Consider the following 17,736-nt stretch of genomic DNA (forward strand, 5'->3'; position numbering starts at 1 on the left):
CCAAAACAGGCTGAAGGAAAGTTCAGCCTGCTTCTTATTCTTACATATTTCTTCGGTACTGACCTCCTACCTCGTAAAGCGCATTGGTGATTTGCCCCAATGAACAAACTTTGGTTGCTTCCATCAATCGCTCGAAGATGTTTCCATTTTGAACGGCAACCTGTTGAAGTTGTCTCAATTCCTCAGCAATTTTATCCGGATTACGCTGATGCAGGGACTGAAGCGTCCGGATTTGATCTTCTTTTTCATCAATTGTAGCTCTTATAACCTCTCCAGGAATCACAGTTGGAGAACCTTCTGAAGAAAGGAAAGTATTCACACCAATGATCGGATATTCTCCAGTATGCTTCAACATCTCGTAATGCAAACTTTCTTCCTGAATTTTTCCTCGTTGGTACATAGTTTCCATTGCACCTAATACTCCACCACGCTCGGTGATACGGTCAAACTCCGTATAAACTGCCTCTTCTACCAAATCAGTCAACTCCTCGATGATAAAGGAACCTTGGATTGGGTTTTCATTTTTAGCCAAACCAAGCTCTTTATTGATGATCAACTGAATCGCCATCGCTCTTCTCACAGATGCCTCTGTTGGCGTGGTGATGGCCTCATCATATGCATTGGTGTGGAGGGAATTACAGTTATCATAAATCGCATACAGTGCCTGAAGGGTAGTTCGGATATCGTTAAAATCAATCTCTTGGGCATGCAGGGATCGACCAGATGTCTGAATATGATATTTCAACATCTGTGAACGCTCGTTTGCACCATACTTTAGTTTCATGGCTTTCGCCCAAATTCTTCTAGCTACCCTTCCAATGACAGAATACTCTGGGTCAATCCCATTGGAGAAGAAGAAAGAAAGGTTTGGAGCAAACTTGTTGATATCCATTCCTCTGGAAACATAATACTCAACATAAGTAAAGCCATTGGAAAGGGTCAAAGCCAACTGTGTGATTGGATTCGCACCTGCTTCTGCAATGTGATAGCCTGAAATCGACACAGAATAGAAGTTTCTAACTTGACGGTTGATAAAGTACTGCTGTACATCCCCCATCAATCTCAAGGAAAATTCCGTGGAGAAAATACAAGTATTTTGTGCCTGATCTTCTTTCAAAATATCTGCTTGAACAGTTCCTCTGACGGTTGCCAAGGTATATGCTTTGATTTCTTCATATACGTCTGCAGGTAATACCTGATCTCCTGTCACACCCAAAAGCATCAAACCTAAGCCATCATTTCCATCAGGGATAGATGCATTGTACACAGGTCTTGGTACTCCTTTTTCTTTATAAATGGCTTCAATTTTGGCATTTACTTCTGCTTCCAAGCCATGCTTTTTGATATACAATTCACATTGCTGATCAATTGCAGCATTCATAAAGAAAGCCGTCATGGTCGCCGCAGGACCATTGATGGTCATGGAAACAGATGTTTTTGGGTCAGCCAAGTTAAAGCCTGAATACAACTTCTTAGCATCATCCAAGCAGCAAACGTTCACACCAGAGTTACCTATCTTACCATAGATATCAGGCCTGTAATCAGGATCCTCTCCATATAAAGTCACAGAATCAAATGCCGTAGATAAACGCTTGGCAGGCATGTCTTGAGACACATAGTGGAAACGTTTATTGGTACGCTCTGGACCACCTTCACCGGCAAACATACGTGTTGGGTCCTCTCCTTCCCGCTTGAACGGAAATACACCAGATGTATAAGGGAATTCTCCGGGCACGTTTTCCTTTAAGCCCCATTTCAATAAATCACCCCATGCTTCATACTTCGGTAAGGCAACTTTTGGTATTTTGGTATTGGATAAGGAAGAATGATACGTTTGAACTTTGATTTCTTTATCACGAACCTTAAACACGTAGAAATCACTGGAATATTTTTCAACTTTTTCAGGCCATTCCTCCAACCATTTCTTGTTTTTAGGATCCAGATTCAATTCCACTTCAGCATATACTTCTTGAAGTTCCTTCACCAAACGATCTTTATCTGCTACAGAAGTTCCTTGAATGGCTTGGATAGATTTTTGGATTGAAAAGAGTTGTTGGGCAACTTCTTTTTGCTCCTCCACCCATTTGTCATAGCCACGATTATTTTCTGAAATTTCAGATAAGTAACGGGTACGTGCGGGTGGAATAATGTATATTTTTTCAGACATTTCTTTGGTTACCTCAAAGGAAGTATCCAAATCAGCACCTGTTTTTTCCACCAATTTATGGATGATAGCCTTGTACAGATTATTCATTCCCGGGTCATTGAACTGTGAGGCAATTGTTCCAAAAACAGGAATTTCCTCATCTGCAATATCCCAAAGGTTATGGTTACGTTTATATTGCTTTTTGACATCTCTCAGAGCATCTTGCGCACCACGCTTGTCAAACTTATTGAGTGCGATGATATCTGCAAAGTCCAACATGTCAATTTTCTCCAATTGAGTAGCAGCTCCGTACTCTGGAGTCATGACATATAGGGACATGTCCGAGTGTTCGATAATTTCGGTATCAGACTGTCCAATTCCAGATGTCTCCAAAATAATCAAATCAAAATCAGCAGACTTCACGATATCTACCGCATCCTGCACATACTTGGATAATGCCAAATTGGATTGACGAGTAGCCAATGAGCGCATATACACTCGGGGATGATTGATTGCATTCATACGAATTCTATCCCCCAACAAAGCCCCTCCTGTTTTTCGCTTGGAAGGATCAACGGAGATGATGGCAATATTTTTATCTGAAAAATCCAGCAAGAACCTTCTGACTAACTCATCCACTAAAGATGATTTACCGGCACCACCTGTACCAGTGATTCCCAAAACAGGGGTTTTACTTGTTGAGGCTGTTTGCTTGTAACCTGCAAGCATTTCTTTACTTTCTTCCGGGAAGTTTTCAGCTGCTGAAATGATTTTTGCAATGCTGGATTTATCTGTCATGCTAGGAATAATGCCTGCAACATCCTTACCTACCGGAAAATCAGCTTGTTGAACCAAATCATTGATCATTCCCTGCAGACCCATAGCTCGACCATCATCAGGAGAGTAAATTCTGGTGATGCCATACTCATGTAGTTCTTTGATTTCTTCTGGAAGGATGGTTCCTCCTCCTCCACCAAAGATTTTAATATGACCTGAGCCTTTTTCTCTCAACAGGTCATGCATGTACTTAAAAAACTCTACATGACCTCCTTGGTAAGAAGTGATGGCGATGGCCTGTACATCCTCTTGAATCGCACAATCAACAATCTCCTGTACCGAACGGTTATGGCCTAAATGAATCACCTCACAACCCGTAGACTGAATAATTCTACGCATAATATTGATTGCCGCATCATGCCCGTCAAATAGGGAGGCTGCTGTTACAATCCGGATGTGGTTTTGAGGCTTGTAAATCTCTTGTGTAAAAGACATTTCAATTTGGGTTTATTTCGCTGAATACTTGTCAAATAATAACGTGGTAAATTGAATTCTACCAACTTGCGAATATAAACAAAAAACAGGACTACCGGTTTCCGTTGGGATAAATTTCAAAAGAATCTTCTGAAATCACTCACACAACTCTTTTACACCATCTAAAAATTCATCAATTCAAGAAAAACGTAATGTTATTTTGTTTTCAATAAAAAAAGCAGAACAAATTTCCGCAATTTTTAAGCCGCTTTAACTGTCCTGCCATTAATCCTTACATGCTTGATGCATGTAAGCCTCTATAACCCTAAACCTAACAAATTAACCACTATTTTATTCCTCTCATTATTTTGACATCATTTCTATTACCTGGTTTATCCGTGTACCACTCTCTTGCATTGCTTCCACCTGAGTTAGCCCACTCCCTTAATTTTAAAAAACCATCTGTAACTCTCTCTCTTTCTATCATGTACGGTACGGATTCATTAACCCAAATAGCCCAAGGTAAACCTCCTTCTTTTGACATGTAAGTATTGGAGGTGCCTAAAGCGGAGTTATCAGCTCCAGTTCGAAATAACGCAGGATTCGCGAGGGACGTAGGCTGCTTCCCGGGTAAGTGAACTTCTCTTCCCCTATCCTGATTCACTATCAAGAAAGGATTGAGCATATCCATTGTCAATAACCTTGAACTTACGGCATTGGGCACAAAGGTTATTGTGATAGTCTGTGTTTTGATTTCACTCATAGGTCTATCGGGCTCTACATTGATTCCTGTACCGCCACCAACTCTCGGAAGTACTTTAAATGCATCATCATATAAAATAACCGTTGCATGGGTTTGATTGGACTCAAGACCATTGGGATTTACCCTGATTAAATCTCCATCAAGTATGGTACCAGTAACGGAAGCAACTTGATTAGGTTGAATACCCGTCAATTCAATCCCAAGTGCATTTCTAAAGCCTGCGCCGATAGCGCGTGTCCTTGATTCAATGATCATTTCTACTAATTCATTATTAGCATTGGTGATTTTGGTGATTCTCAAATCATTTACCAAGTCATTGAAATCATAGTCTCCTAAGGCAGGCCACAAATCTTCAAATTTCAATGTGGAGTATTCTGCATTCGTAATAAAGGATCTATATGCTCGTGTAGGATCATCCGGAAAATCATCTTCTTCGTCTGGAATACCATCACCATCTCTATCACTTCGATTAAGGGCAGGCAAGCAACCAAAAGTAGGATCAGCAGCAAAAATTCCTGGGATAACAATATCATCCACAATGGCACGGTTGTTACCACCATTCCCATTAAATGAAATTCTAAATCGAACAGTCTGATTAAATAGCTCCTCAGGAATATCAAATTCATAGGTACTGAATGCTGTGGTGTTTGTTGGTAAATCTACTGTTTCCATTAACACCGCTTCTCCTTGGAGGTTAGAAACACTTTCATCAATAGGTATATAAAACAAACGCATAAATCGTGTTTGTGCACCATTCACATCAAACCTCATTTTAAATGAAATTTTCCCGTTGACAGGTTGAATCCAAGGGGTAGTAATTGCGGCAGAATTTGGACTTACGTTATTGCTCAATGAAGAAGACCGAAAAGATACATTTCCCGAAATTACTGGTTGAGTCCCTGATGTGGTGCTAAAGCCTTGGAAAACCCAACAAGTATAAAATGCTCGATCTCCTAATTCAGCATCAGCCTCTACTGTCGGAAGACCAATGGCTAGATGCTGGTTTTTTAAATTACTTGTACTTATCGTAAAGTTTTGAGCCTGCAGACCTCCACCGATAAGTAAACATGCAAGAATGAATAGATTTTTCATGGTATAAACGTCTAATCGTTGGAAGGTTCAATCACGGGAAAAGAAAAAGCAACACTACTTCCCGAAATACTCTTTTCTAGGAGCACTTCACCAATCTCTATTACTATTTTATCCACATGATTGGGAACAGTAACGGTTAAGGAGAAATCTTGGGTTAAATCATGTGACCCTCTGAATAATTGGGTACCATCTCCATCTTTCAACACGAGTGTCCTTACCAAAGAACTAGGGAGAAATATTTTATTTAGAGTGACGGAGATACTTTTTGTCGTTGTCCAAGTAAAACCCATTGGAGCACTTATCTCAAGCGGATTGTTAACGACCGGATTTTGCGGGCTGTTTGTCTCCTCAGGAATACAGGCAAGTACTGCTAAACCGATGAAGAAACTAAGAATTACTTTTCTCATATAGTTGGGAAGTTAAGTTCCAATATTTGGCTGTAAACCTGCTTTCATTTTCGACTAAACCTAATCTATTAATCGTACTTTTTTTCAACTTATTTTAAGCCTGTAAATACAGATGGTTTACAAATAAATATTCTTTATTTACACGAATATATCAATTAAATTCAGGGTATTTCAAGCAGGTTCAACACCAACTAAAAACATTTTTTTTACATTTTTCACCAAATACAATTTTGTTCGTTCAAACAATTTTTTATATTTTACGACATATGATTTTTATCAGGATTTTTTTAAAAAAAAAATTGAAAATTTAGCTACTTAAACATTCGGACATAGCAAAATGAAACTTTCTCTCCCACTCGGCACTTACAAAAACATCAAAGTCTTTATCCATTGGACCTTCTCCTTACTGCTCTTATGGATCATTATTTCCAACTACAGGCAAGGAATGCCAACCGTAGACATTGCCTGGATTATTTTTTTGGTACTTGCGCTATTCTTTTGTGTGGTCTTACATGAATTTGGTCATGCATTGGCAGCACAAAAATATGGCATACAAACCAAAGACATCGTACTCTATCCAATCGGAGGAGTAGCACGATTGGAAAAACTCCCGGAAGACCCCAAACAAGAATTATGGGTAGCCATCGCAGGACCACTAGTGAATATCACCATTTTTATAGGGCTTTCAATTATACTTTCTTTCCAAGGTTTTGATGTAGAAGCTTTAGAGGAAATCAACATTGGTCCTGACACCTTTCTTCTCTATTTAGCATCTGCCAATTTGATTTTAGCGATATTTAATCTGATTCCTGCATTTCCAATGGATGGGGGTAGAATTTTGCGAGCATTTTTGGCAATCAAACTCCCAAGAGCTAAAGCTACCGCGATCGCAGGAGGTATAGGGCAATTTTTGGCCATTTTCTTTATCTTCTTTGGCTTGTTTAATAATCCTGTCTTAGTGTTGATTGGTATATTCATCTTTCTGGGAGCTGGTGCAGAAGTCAGTCATACCCAACAGGAAAGTATGCTAAAGGGCTTCAAGGTAAAAGACGCCATGATGATGAAGTTTCAGATCATCGCTTTCGATGCACCACTTCAAAAAGCAGTAGAAAAATTGCTCAATTCTCAAGCCACTCACTTTGTCGTGGTCAAAGACGATGTTGCAGTAGGAACACTAAGCCGTAACGAGATCATCAAAGGTCTTCAAGACCATGGTAATCAAGCACCTATAGAGCATGTAGCCAACTTCAATCCTTTAAAACTGGAAACCGAAGAAGACCTCAATGATGCTTGGAGAAATATGCTGACACAACAGCAAAAAGTCGCCTTTGTAATCGAAAACGGACATTTTCTTGGTATTCTAGACCAAGAAAATATCAGTGAATTTATTTTGGTCAAAAAAGCAATTGGACCAGCTTTCAACAACTAATTCCAAACCTATGAACATCCAAGACCCCAAACACTGGCATGTCCTATCTTCGGAACAGCTATTGAACGATTTAAAAACTTCAGCATCAGGACTATCTCAAAAAGAAGTTGATGTTCGAATGGAGGTTTTTGGTCCAAACAAACTCCCCGATAAATCACAGATTAGCGTTCTGAAAATGATAATCGGGCAATTAATCAACCCATTAATCTTTATTTTGATTGCTGCAGCCATTGCTTCAGTAGCTATCGGAGAAGGAAAAGACGCAATTTTCATTTTTCTGGTAATTCTTATCAATACAGTAATTGGAGTTTATCAGGAATACAATGCAGAGAAGAGTGCCTCCAATCTCACAAAGCTACTTCGGATAAGAGCAAAAGTTAAACGGGATGCCGAAGTGTTGGAAATTGATTCGGAAGATTTAGTCCCCGGAGATTTGGTAATTTTGGAATCGGGCAATAAAGTTCCTGCTGACCTACGCCTTATCCAAACCGCGGGATTGGAAGTGGATGAAAGTTTCCTTACTGGAGAATCCCAAGCTATCAAGAAAAATACAGAAGTGCTTGACAAGAGTACCCCAATAGCAGATCGGAAAAATACGGCTCATGCAGGCGCTACAGTCATGTCAGGGAGAGCTCAGGGAATTGTCATAGCTACAGGTTTAAACACAGAGGTTGGGAAAATTGCTCAAAATGTCCAAGAAGGTGAATCTGCCAAACCACCTCTGATTCAACGGATGGAGAGTTTTACAAAGAAAATCGCCAACATTATCATTGTACTTTCTGTGATTCTTGCAGTTTTACTGAGGTTTCAAGGCATGGATTTTTCAGCTATTTTCTTTTTTGTGGTAGCATTGGCTGTATCTGCTATTCCCGAAGGTTTACCTGTTTCCTTAACAGTAGCTTTGGCAGTGGCCACTCGAAGAATGGCCAAAAGAAATGTGATAGTACGAAAGTTGACCTCGGTGGAAAGCTTGGGTAGCTGTACGGTAATTGCTTCTGATAAAACGGGAACGCTGACGGTCAACCAACAAACAGTCAAAAAAATCTATACCGCTGATGGTACTCACTACGATGTAAGTGGTGAGGGATACAACGGCATCGGTGAAGTGTCTACGGATGGAAAAAAAGTAGCTGCCCAAGATAGTGCATCACTGCTAGGAATTTGCAAAACGGCCATATTGGCCAATGAGTCTAAGCTACTTCGAAAAGATGGAGTTTGGGATCACTATGGCGATGCTATGGATGTTGCCTTATTGGGAATGGCTTATAAAACTGACATCGATCCTGAAACGGTTCAGGATGAATTCCCTATTCAGTCTTTGATTCCCTACGAATCAGAACGCAAATTTTCAGGAGCCTTCTATAAGGATAAAGCACATATTCACCTTGCTGTAAAAGGAGCAGTCGAAACGATTTTAGGCTTTTGTAAATCAGATGATCAACAAACCGAAGAAGTAACCGAATTAGCAACTCAATTTGCATCAGAAGGGTATCGGGTGTTGGCATTTGCTTCGGGAATGGTGGATGACTTCAAAGCGAAAGATTTTTACCACCTTTCAGATATTCCTCCCTTGACCTTTCAAGGGTTGATATGTTTTATTGATCCACTTCGTTCGGAAGCTATAGAAGCTGTAGGCAAATGTAAAAAAGCAGGCATTCAAGTAATGATGATTACAGGTGACCACCCTGCCACTGCTTCTACCATTGCAAAAGAATTAGGAATCAAAGAGAAAACACGTACAGTCGTAACAGGTGCCGAATTAGAGAAAGCTGGCGGTCCAGCAGATGCAGCATTTCAAGACTTAGTAGCTTCCACCAATGTATTTGCACGGGTCTCCCCTACACAAAAACTCGAAATTGTTGATGTATTAATCCAAAAAGGAGAATTTGTGGCCGTCACAGGTGATGGAGTCAATGATGCCCCGGCACTTAAAAGAGCAAATATTGGAGTTGCCATGGGCTCTGGTACCGATGTTGCCAAAGATGTAGGTGCTATGATTGTAGTGGATGATAATTTCTCCTCCATTGTAGCAGGTGTAGAAGAAGGTAGATTTGCCTATGACAATGTTCGAAAAGTAATCTATCTATTGGTTTCTACGGGAGCCGCTGAAGTAGTCATGTTTATCCTGTCAATTTTTGCAGGTCTCCCTCTCCCCCTACTCGCCGTACAGCTTTTATGGTTAAACTTGGTTACTAATGGCATTCAGGATAAAGCTTTGGCATTTGAAGCAGGTGAAGCTGAGACCATGAGTAGAAAGCCTAGAGATCCCAAAGAAGGAATCTTCAATAAAATCATGAGCCAGCAGATTTTAATTTCAGGCTTAATCATGGGCATCATCGCTTTTGGATTATGGCTCTATTTGAATAAGTTCACTGAAATCTCAGAATTTCATGCTCGAAATATGGTTTTGCTATTGATGGTATTGATGCAAAACCTCCATATCTTCAATTGTAGATCCGAGCGAAGATCCACTTTCAACATTCCAATTTCCCGCAATTACTTATTGATTTTATTCGTGATTTTGACACAAGCAATCCATATTGCAAGTATGCATATCCCTTTCATGCAATCCATCCTTCGGGTTGAACCCATCACTTTAAAAGAATGGGGATATGTGTTAGTATTGGCATTTCCCTTACTCTTATTGATGGAATTGTTTAAATGGTGGAGCAGGAGGAGTGAGAAATTAGGAATGAGGAATTAGAAAAAGAAGTAAGATCATTTTCAAACAAGACTCCGCCCAAGAAGTAAAGACAATATCCATCGGCTTCCATTTTTTTACTTTCTCTTTAAGACTTTTGAATAAAGATATCTCAAATTTTTGCTTTTCCATCGGGCATTCTTCATTTTTAGTTTTTATTCCAATAGAAACATGAATGTAACTTACATCAGCGGACAGGAAGCTGTACAACTAATTCAATCAGGTCAACGGGTGTTTTTACATGGCAGCGCGGCCACTCCTACTCACCTCATCAATTGCCTTGCTGAAAGAGCTTCTGAACTTCGGCAGGTGGAATTAGTATCCATTTCCAGTTTTGGTCCCATGCCATTAGCTACCATTGAAAATAGAGATAGTTTCTTTTTCAATTCTCTGTTTGTGTCACAAAATATCAGGCACGCCGCCAACTCTCGTTATGGAGGCTATATCCCCATTTTTCTCAGTGAAATCGGCCAAATGTTTAAGAAAAAAGTACTTCCGTTGGATGTGGCTATTGTACATGTTTCTCCACCGGATGCCCATGGTTTTTGCTCCTTAGGTGTTTCTGTTGACATCGCTAAAGCCGCTGTAGAAGCTGCCACAATTGTCATCGCACAAGTCAATCACCAAATGCCTCGAACTCATGGAGACGGACACCTTCATATGAGTCAGTTTGCTGCCATGGTTGAAGTTGATGAACCGCTACATGAAGTCAATTACGCTGAAAAAATCTCAGACGCAGAATTAACCATTGGCAAGTACATCGCCGAATTAATTGAGGACAAATCCTGCCTACAGTTGGGTATTGGCGCTATTCCAGATGCCGTTTTACAGTCCTTAACCAATCATCAGGATTTAGGAATTCATACGGAAATGTTTTCCAATGGCTTACTTCCTTTGTTGGAATCAGGAGCAATCACCAATGCTTACAAAAAAAAGCATAAGGGTAAAGTGCTCACATCCTTTGCAGCTGGAAATCAAGAACTCTATCGATACATTCACGACAACCCCCTTTTCACTTTCCAAGAAGCAGAGTATGTGAACGATTCTGCGGTTATTCGCAAAAATCCTCGGATGATTTCGATCAACTCCTGCATAGAAATCGATCTGACTGGACAGGTATGTGCGGATTCTATTGGTACTTATCAATTTTCCGGTGTAGGTGGTCAGATGGACTTCATCAGGGGAGCTTCTTTATCAGATGGAGGAAAGCCTATCATGGCTTTGAGCTCCGTGACCAATAAAAATGTAAGTAAAATCGTACCAACACTAAAAGAAGGTGCAGGCGTAGTTACCACAAGGGCCCATGTGCATTATGTAGTAACTGAATACGGAGTTGCCTATCTTTATGGAAAGAATCTAAAACAGCGAGCAAAAGCACTCCAATACATTGCACATCCTGATCATCAAGAAATGCTGGATGTGGCAATTTTTGAACGATTTGGAAAGACCTATTATTAACCCAATTTACTATGAAAAAAAATTATTGGATCTCATTATTGATTTTGCTGTGGGCGATACAGCTACAAGCCCAAGAAATCAAGTCACCGAACGGAACTATCTCACTCAATTTCTCCATTGAAAATGGTCAGGCTGTGTATGCATTGACATACAAAGGAAAACCGGTAATCAAGCCTAGCAGCTTAGGCTTTGAAATAAAAAATCAAGAAACGCTGGCAGGAGGGTTTACGCTTGTTTCCTCCCGAACTTCCTCTTTTGATGAAACCTGGACTCCGGTATGGGGTGAAGAAGCGGAAATTCGAAATCACTACAATGAGCTGTTTGTTTCCTTGAATCAGGCTAGTACTGACCGATCGCTGAATATTCGATTTCGCGTCTTTGACGAAGGCGTAGGATTTCGCTATGAATTCCCTTCACAACCTACACTTGGTCATTTTGTAATCAAAGAAGAATTGACCCAATTTGCCATGGCCGGTGACCATACGGCTTTTTGGATACCGGGCGATTATGACACACAAGAATATGATTATACAGAGTCCAAGCTCTCAGAAATTAGGGAGCTGATGGAAAAAGCCATAACTGGAAACCTCTCTCAAAAACCTTTTTCAACAACTGGTGTGCAAACATCGCTGATGATGAAAAGTGATGATGGCCTTTACATTAATCTGCATGAGGCAGCATTGATTGATTATGCTACCATGCATCTAAATTTGGACGATCAACGCATGATTTTTCAGTCTTGGTTGACTCCTGATGCCATTGGAGATAAAGGCTATTTGCAATCACCCTTTCATACACCTTGGAGAACTGTCATTGTATCGGATGATGCACGTGATATTTTGACTTCCCGAATGACTTACAACCTAAATGAGCCAAGTAAAATAGAAGATACTTCTTGGATCAAGCCTATGAAATACATCGGTGTTTGGTGGGAAATGATTACAGGTAAAAGCTCCTGGGCTTATACAGACGAATTACCAGCCGTTCAATTAGGGATTACGGACTACTCCAAAGTATTGCCCAATGGACGTCATGGCGCAAATACTAACAATGTGGTGCGCCATATTGATTTTGCGGCAGCACATGGATTTAGAGGTGTACTCGTAGAAGGGTGGAACATTGGATGGGAAGACTGGTTTGGTAATTCCAAGGACTATGTGTTTGATTTTTTGACTCCTTACCCTGATTTCGACCTACCCTATTTGAGAGATTACGCCAAATCCAAAGGTGTGGAGCTTGTGATGCACCATGAAACATCCTCCTCAGTCCGCAATTATGAGCGTCATTTGGATAGAGCCTATCAATTCATGAAAGACAATGGTTATAACTCCGTTAAGTCTGGTTATGTGGGAGATATACTTCCCCGAGGAGAAAACCATTATAGTCAGTGGTTGGTCAATCATTACCAATTTGCCATAGAAAAAGCTGCGGAATACCAAATCATGGTCAATGCGCATGAAGCTGTCAGACCTACAGGAGTAGCCCGAACATGGCCTAACTTGATAGCCAATGAATCTGCCCGAGGGCAAGAATATCAAGCCTTTGGCGGGAGCAAACCCAATCACCATACCGTCTTACCATTTACCCGTCAAATCGGGGGACCGATGGATTACACGCCAGGCATCTTTGAAATGGATATCAGCAAAATCAATCCCGAAAATGATTCCTGGGTGAATAGCACAATTGCCAATCAGTTGGGCTTATATGTAACCCTTTACAGTCCTTTACAGATGGCAGCTGATTTACCAGAGAACTACGAGCGCTTCATGGATGCTTTTCAGTTTATCAAAGATGTACCGGTGGAGTGGGAAACAAGCAAGTATCTTGAGGCAGAACCAGGATATTATGTAACTATAGCAAGAAAAGAAAAAGGTAGCAATAATTGGTTTGTGGGAAATGTGAATGGGGTTCCTGTCAGAACTTCCACTATCAGCTTTGACTTTCTTGATCCGGACAAAACCTATATAGCCACCATCTATGCGGATGCAAAAGATGCGCATTATAGAAACAATGCTCAGGCTTACAACATCCGTAAAGTAATCCTCACTAACAAGTCCAAGTTGATGCAGCAAACTGCTTCAGGAGGTGGATATGCTATCAGCATCATGGAAGCTAGCAAAGAAGAAACCAAAGGATTGAAACAATTGAAATAAACATAAAAAAAGAGGTAGCGCCGACATGAATCTATGTTTTGGCCCTACCTCTTAATTTTTCTACCTTATTTTTTGAAAGGCAGGTTATTGAAAACAACAAACTGTAATTGTGTTCGGGAGAACTCTCTGTTATTAAGCGTTTGATGCATCAAACCTACTTCAAATCGTAACCCTTTATTTACTTGATAACCCAGCGCACCGAATAATCGATTTCTATCAAATAGCGCAACACTGCTATCATCCGTTACATTCAAGAAGACTTCATTGTAGAAAGACAAATAATAGGTCTTTTCCATCATGAGTTGATTATTTAACGGAATATTTGCACTTAAGAAATACCTACCTCGCAAGCGAAAATCCCCATCATTGAAGAAACGCTGTTCAAATCTATATCTGTGAGTCAACAATACCTTACCAATAGGCTGTCTTGTCAGGTATTGCTGCCAAAGCCTGTGTTCCTGAAAGGCATTGGCATCATCGATTATTACCAGTCCATCTTCCAAACTTTGAGGCCGGGTGCTGATAAAGGCATACCCTCCTGAGACGATATTATTATTCTCTGTCAGGTACCTACCAACGCCTGTGCGAAGTAGCAACTGTTCTTTTGAACCCAATAAGCTGTAATCCCTGTATTGGATTTCATTGTGCCAGACCCATTTATTGTTAGCAAAATTCTGATTGCCAAAATAAATCAACCAATTGCCCGGTTCGGAAATTTGGCCAAATGCAGGGCTTACCGTCCACAGTAATCCTCCAAGTATAATTGCAGCTATCTTTTTTAGCATAACCTTAATTTCTAAAAAGCTGTCCCACGAACAAACTCTTGTATTTGCGCACGAAATTAATAGAAACCCTCTTCCTTAATTGGTGACTTTTGTCCTCTTCAAGCCATTCATTCAGGCTTGCTTAGGATCAAATAGTTCCAATAGTTCAGATTAGAAAATTATTGAATTCATGAATTTGTGAATTTGTGAGATGGGTATGGCAGCTTTTTTTGATGAATTGGCTTACATTCCCATGATGTCTTTTTTGGAGTATTTGGTTGCAGGTAAGTCAACCATCGTTTCTTCCAAAAACTCTACTTGACCAGTAGCTAAATCATAGACACCTCCGACAATCAGAATTTCTCCTCTTTGGTACATTCTGGACAATACAGGTTCCAATTCTCTCAATTCATTGACCTGATTGATTACGTTTTGACGAACAGCGAACTCTAACAAGTTATCACTTACACCAAAATAACGTTTGGTGGCTGGCTTGATACTGTTGATCAATGTTGAGATATGACCTGGAGGATTTTCAGGAAGACTGATGGCAGCTTCCACTGCACCACACTTGGAATGTCCCAAAACCAAAATTAGTTTTGTTCCCAAAGCCGCAGATGCAAATTCAATCGTACCATAGGAAGCCTGGGCCATTACTTGACCTGCTGTACGCGTGACGAAGAGGTCACCAAAACCTTGGTCAAATAAGATTTCTGCAGATACTCTTGAGTCACTACATCCAACAATCGTTGCAAATGGTTGCTGACCTTTAGCAAGTTCATTGATAACCTCTGCATCCTGTCTTGGGTGAATACTTCTCCCTTCTGTAAACCGCTGATTTCCCCAACGCAATTTTTGCAATGCATAGTACGGGTTGGCATAAGCCGAATCTCTGTTGATAATGTAGTTTTCCTTTCTCCACTTGGGATCATCATACAAGGCTTTCTTAGCGTCTTTTACCTGTGTACCGGAACGTTGTGCAAAAGATGCTGTTGCTACTAATAGTAGCATACAAGCGCTGAATACCGCTTTTTTGAACGAAATGTGAGTTAACATAGATTAATAATTTTTATATGAGCTATTAGACGCATTAATGAAATCAAAAAGTTTTTTGCCAATTACGAGCATCTCAGAATTGTAAATAAGGTAATAAAAATCGAGTACCAACAGCCAATAATATTTAGGATAGTAAATATTAGTTTGGCACACCTATTTACTATTCTAAATATAAAAATTCAACTAACTTACAGCATCAAACACGGTTCAATCTGGCGACAGAGACAAAAAAATCTTGAACCTGCAATAGCGAAAGCTCTTAACCTTTCCTAACAGCATCTATATCTGAAAGACTATAACGAGGAGTTCCTCCTGTTTGAGTAGCCACATAAGCACCCAAAGCACAGGCGAAATCCAATACTTCCATCGGCATCTTTCCTTCTAAATAGCTCTTGACAAATCCACTCAAAAAAGCATCTCCTGACCCAACTGTATCCCGCACTTTCACTTGGTAGCCTTGATGCCTGTAAATTTTTCCTCCCTGGTAAATCATTGCCCCGTTTGCACCTAAGGTGACACAGATGAGATCTATTGGAAAGTGTTCAGTCAAATACGAACATACTTCTGTTGCAATAGAAATCACATTATCTTTTGAATCCAGTTTAATGTTGAAATAATCCGCCACAATCAGTAGTTCATCCTCATTTATTTTGAGAATGTCTGTATAGCCCAAGATGATCTCAATCTGCTCGAAATCGTAAAAAGGAGCTCTCAAATTGATGTCAAACACTTTCAATACCGGGCTATGTAGCAAGTGATACAGACTTTCCCAACTTACCTGATTCCTGACGGCTAAACTTCCAAAAATAAAGGCGTCAGATTGATTGACAGCTTGCTGCAATGGCTCATCCCACTGAATGAAGTCCCATGCTACCGGTGCAACAATGGTGTATTTGACATTTTGGGGATCATCATGATTGACTTGAACAGTACCCGTTGGATGAGACTCATCCCACTGAATTAGGGATTTATCCAAACTATAATTTTCTATAAAATTTTGAAGTCCTTCACCATAAGCATCTCTTCCCAATCGGGAAATCAACGCAACATCCAAACCCAATTGAGAAAGGTGTAAAGCTACATTCATCGGTGCTCCACCGGGAATTTCGTGTTCTGGAAAACAATCCCACAACATCTCACCAAAACAAATAACGCGTTTAGCCATGGTTTTTCTGTAAATCTTGTTGAATCTCTTCTAAGGATCTTCCTTTGGTCTCCGGCATTCGGAAAGCCACCCAAAGTAGCTGTAATACCATCATACCGGCGAAGAAGGCAAAAATATAGCCTGCTCCGAAATTGGAAGCAAAATAGGGAAATAAATTAGCAATTACCGCTGCCAATATCCAATGGGTAAATGAGCCGAGGGATTGCCCATAGGCTCGGAGTTCATTAGGAAATATTTCAGATATAAATACCCAGATAACAGAACCTTGTCCTATGGCGTGTGCCGCAATGAAGATAAACACAAAGTATGGCAACAAATGCGGACCTACGGCCCCTCCAAAGTAACTGTAGGCCATCAAAGAAAGGGAAATGATGTAACCTACCGAACCAATATACATCAACTTTTTTCTCCCCAACTTATCTATGAAGTAAAGCCCTGCCATAGTTGCCACTAAATTGATAAAGCCAATTCCTATCGTAGACAATAGCGCATCCTCTGTGGCAATACCCGCTGATTCGAAAATCCTGGGGGCAAAGTAAATGATCGCATTAATCCCCGAAACCTGATTGAAAAAAGCTATCAAAAAAGCGAAAAAGGTGATTTTTCTATACTTAGATTGAAACAAACTGGTAAACGAAACTTTTCCTTTAATCTCCTTACTTTCAGCTATTGACAATTGCATGGCTTCCTCCACTCCTGCTGGATCTGTTTTAGTCAAAATCAGTCGTGCGTTTTCAAAATCCTGCTTTTTAGCGATCAACCAACGAGGACTTCTCGGTACTCTCAAAATCAGGATACTGTAAATCAAGGCCGGTATCGCTTCTACTCCCAACATCCAGCGCCAAGCTTCTGCCAAGTTGGCTGTGCCAATCAAATAATTGGAAAAGTAGGCCATCAAAATCCCAAAGACAATATTAAACTGATACAGCGCTACCAATTGACCTCTCCTCGCTGCAGGAGCTATCTCAGAAATATACATAGGTGCCACCACCGAAGAAGCCCCCACCCCTAAGCCGCCTAAGAAGCGGAAAAACATAAAGGTATTGACATCGGGAGCTATCGCCGAACCAATGGCAGAAACTAAATACAATACTCCAATCCAGAATAAAGAGACCTTTCTTCCAAATTTATCCGCAGGAATGCCTCCGAAAAGCGCACCAATGACTGTTCCGTAAAGTGCCATTGCTACTGCCAATCCGTGACTCCAATCTGAAAGCTGCCAAATCACTTGTATATCCCGCTCTGCACCTGAAATTACAGCTGTATCAAAACCAAACAAAAAACCTCCTAGAGCAGCAGTGATGGATAAAAAGAGGACATAATTTTTATTTTGTCGCATATCGAAATGATT

Annotated in this window: 11 protein-coding genes; 4 read left to right on the forward strand and 7 right to left on the reverse strand. The window is 40.4% G+C overall.

Features of this window, described 5'->3' with window-relative positions:
* Nucleotides 1-40 precede the first annotated feature (40 nt).
* From ACXIUD_RS02880 to ACXIUD_RS02890, 3 genes are all read right to left on the reverse strand, one after another.
* On the reverse strand, nt 41-3,418 hold the full coding sequence (locus ACXIUD_RS02880; RefSeq protein WP_458051107.1) for a methylmalonyl-CoA mutase family protein: 3,378 nt from the start codon (nt 3,416-3,418) through the stop codon (nt 41-43).
* Between the two features lie 325 nt (nt 3,419-3,743).
* A complete protein-coding gene (locus ACXIUD_RS02885) occupies nt 3,744-5,252 on the reverse strand; it encodes an LruC domain-containing protein (RefSeq protein WP_458051108.1) in 1,509 nt (502 codons plus the stop codon).
* Nucleotides 5,253-5,263: 11 nt separating this feature from the next.
* A complete protein-coding gene (locus tag ACXIUD_RS02890; RefSeq protein ID WP_458051109.1) occupies nt 5,264-5,659 on the reverse strand; it encodes a hypothetical protein in 396 nt (131 codons plus the stop codon).
* A gap of 337 nt (nt 5,660-5,996) precedes the next feature.
* Here ACXIUD_RS02890 and ACXIUD_RS02895 point away from each other — a divergent pair, with 337 nt between their 5' ends.
* From ACXIUD_RS02895 to ACXIUD_RS02910, 4 genes are all read left to right on the forward strand, one after another.
* Nucleotides 5,997-7,088, forward strand: a complete 1,092-nt coding sequence (locus ACXIUD_RS02895) for a site-2 protease family protein (RefSeq protein WP_458051110.1) — start codon at nt 5,997-5,999, stop codon at nt 7,086-7,088.
* A gap of 10 nt (nt 7,089-7,098) precedes the next feature.
* Nucleotides 7,099-9,792, forward strand: a complete 2,694-nt coding sequence (locus tag ACXIUD_RS02900; RefSeq protein WP_458051111.1) for a cation-translocating P-type ATPase — start codon at nt 7,099-7,101, stop codon at nt 9,790-9,792.
* Nucleotides 9,793-9,960: 168 nt separating this feature from the next.
* Nucleotides 9,961-11,247 carry an acetyl-CoA hydrolase/transferase family protein gene (locus tag ACXIUD_RS02905; RefSeq protein WP_458051112.1) on the forward strand — a complete coding sequence of 429 codons (1,287 nt, stop codon included), beginning with the start codon at nt 9,961-9,963 and terminating at the stop codon, nt 11,245-11,247.
* 11 nt (nt 11,248-11,258) lie between these two features.
* A complete protein-coding gene (locus ACXIUD_RS02910; RefSeq protein WP_458051113.1) occupies nt 11,259-13,400 on the forward strand; it encodes a glycoside hydrolase family 97 protein in 2,142 nt (713 codons plus the stop codon).
* Between the two features lie 65 nt (nt 13,401-13,465).
* Here the strand turns inward: ACXIUD_RS02910 and ACXIUD_RS02915 are convergent, their stop codons facing one another.
* From ACXIUD_RS02915 to ACXIUD_RS02930, 4 genes are all read right to left on the reverse strand, one after another.
* A complete protein-coding gene (locus ACXIUD_RS02915; RefSeq protein ID WP_458051114.1) occupies nt 13,466-14,185 on the reverse strand; it encodes a DUF2490 domain-containing protein in 720 nt (239 codons plus the stop codon).
* A 222-nt stretch (nt 14,186-14,407) separates the two neighbouring features.
* A complete protein-coding gene (locus tag ACXIUD_RS02920) occupies nt 14,408-15,220 on the reverse strand; it encodes a carbonic anhydrase (protein WP_458051115.1) in 813 nt (270 codons plus the stop codon).
* Nucleotides 15,221-15,479: 259 nt separating this feature from the next.
* Complete coding sequence (locus tag ACXIUD_RS02925) at nt 15,480-16,385, reverse strand: carbohydrate kinase family protein (RefSeq protein WP_458051116.1); 906 nt, start codon at nt 16,383-16,385, stop codon at nt 15,480-15,482.
* Nucleotides 16,378-17,724: a sugar porter family MFS transporter gene (locus tag ACXIUD_RS02930; RefSeq protein ID WP_458051117.1), complete on the reverse strand. Its 1,347-nt coding sequence runs from the start codon at nt 17,722-17,724 to the stop codon at nt 16,378-16,380. Before ACXIUD_RS02930 ends, ACXIUD_RS02925 begins: the two co-directional genes overlap by 8 nt.
* Nucleotides 17,725-17,736 lie beyond the last annotated feature (12 nt).

This window comes from Mongoliitalea sp. (genome assembly GCF_054166905.1).

What these genes read in the sequence shown, in the direction of transcription:
- ACXIUD_RS02880 (WP_458051107.1), bottom strand. Translation starts at nt 3,418, where the DNA reads ATGTCTTTTACACAAGAGATTTACAAGCCTCAAAACCACATCCGGATT.
- ACXIUD_RS02885 (WP_458051108.1), bottom strand. Translation starts at nt 5,252, where the DNA reads ATGAAAAATCTATTCATTCTTGCATGTTTACTTATCGGTGGAGGTCTG.
- ACXIUD_RS02890 (WP_458051109.1), bottom strand. Translation starts at nt 5,659, where the DNA reads ATGAGAAAAGTAATTCTTAGTTTCTTCATCGGTTTAGCAGTACTTGCC.
- ACXIUD_RS02895 (WP_458051110.1), top strand. Translation starts at nt 5,997, where the DNA reads ATGAAACTTTCTCTCCCACTCGGCACTTACAAAAACATCAAAGTCTTT.
- ACXIUD_RS02900 (WP_458051111.1), top strand. Translation starts at nt 7,099, where the DNA reads ATGAACATCCAAGACCCCAAACACTGGCATGTCCTATCTTCGGAACAG.
- ACXIUD_RS02905 (WP_458051112.1), top strand. Translation starts at nt 9,961, where the DNA reads ATGAATGTAACTTACATCAGCGGACAGGAAGCTGTACAACTAATTCAA.
- ACXIUD_RS02910 (WP_458051113.1), top strand. Translation starts at nt 11,259, where the DNA reads ATGAAAAAAAATTATTGGATCTCATTATTGATTTTGCTGTGGGCGATA.
- ACXIUD_RS02915 (WP_458051114.1), bottom strand. Translation starts at nt 14,185, where the DNA reads ATGCTAAAAAAGATAGCTGCAATTATACTTGGAGGATTACTGTGGACG.
- ACXIUD_RS02920 (WP_458051115.1), bottom strand. Translation starts at nt 15,220, where the DNA reads ATGTTAACTCACATTTCGTTCAAAAAAGCGGTATTCAGCGCTTGTATG.
- ACXIUD_RS02925 (WP_458051116.1), bottom strand. Translation starts at nt 16,385, where the DNA reads ATGGCTAAACGCGTTATTTGTTTTGGTGAGATGTTGTGGGATTGTTTT.
- ACXIUD_RS02930 (WP_458051117.1), bottom strand. Translation starts at nt 17,724, where the DNA reads ATGCGACAAAATAAAAATTATGTCCTCTTTTTATCCATCACTGCTGCT.